Annotated in this window: 1 pseudogene; it reads left to right on the top strand. The window is 66.8% G+C overall.

Annotated elements, in window-relative coordinates:
• A pseudogene (locus C7G61_RS43305) lies at positions 1-488 on the top strand (porphobilinogen synthase); the annotation flags it as partial.

Here is a 488-nt window from a genome sequence, read left to right as displayed (position 1 = left end):
CAGCCACGGCCATGACGGCGTGATGGACGGCGAACGCATCCTCAACGACGAGACGGTGGCGCTGCTTGTGCGCCAGGCCGTGCTCCAGGCGGAAGCCGGCGCCGACGTCATCGCCCCGTCCGACATGATGGACGGCCGCGTGGCCGCCATCCGGGAGGGTCTCGACGAGGCCGGGTTCCTGGACGTGCAGATCATGGCCTATGCGGCGAAATACGCTTCCGCCTTCTACGGCCCGTTCCGGGACGCCATCGGCACCAGCACGTGCCTCGTCGGCGACAAGCGCACCTACCAGATGGATCCGGCGAATTCCGACGAGGCCATGCGCGAGGTCGCCCTCGACCTCGAGGAAGGCGCCGACATGATCATGATCAAGCCCGGCATGCCCTATCTCGACATCGTGCGCCGGGTGAAGGACAGCTTCGCCGTTCCGACCTTCGCCTACCAAGTCTCCGGTGAGTATGCCATGATCCAGGCCGCGGCCGGGAACG

This window comes from Bradyrhizobium algeriense (assembly GCF_003062295.1).
GTDB lineage: Bacteria > Pseudomonadota > Alphaproteobacteria > Rhizobiales > Xanthobacteraceae > Bradyrhizobium > Bradyrhizobium algeriense.
This window is presented reverse-complemented; position numbering and strand designations above follow the sequence as displayed.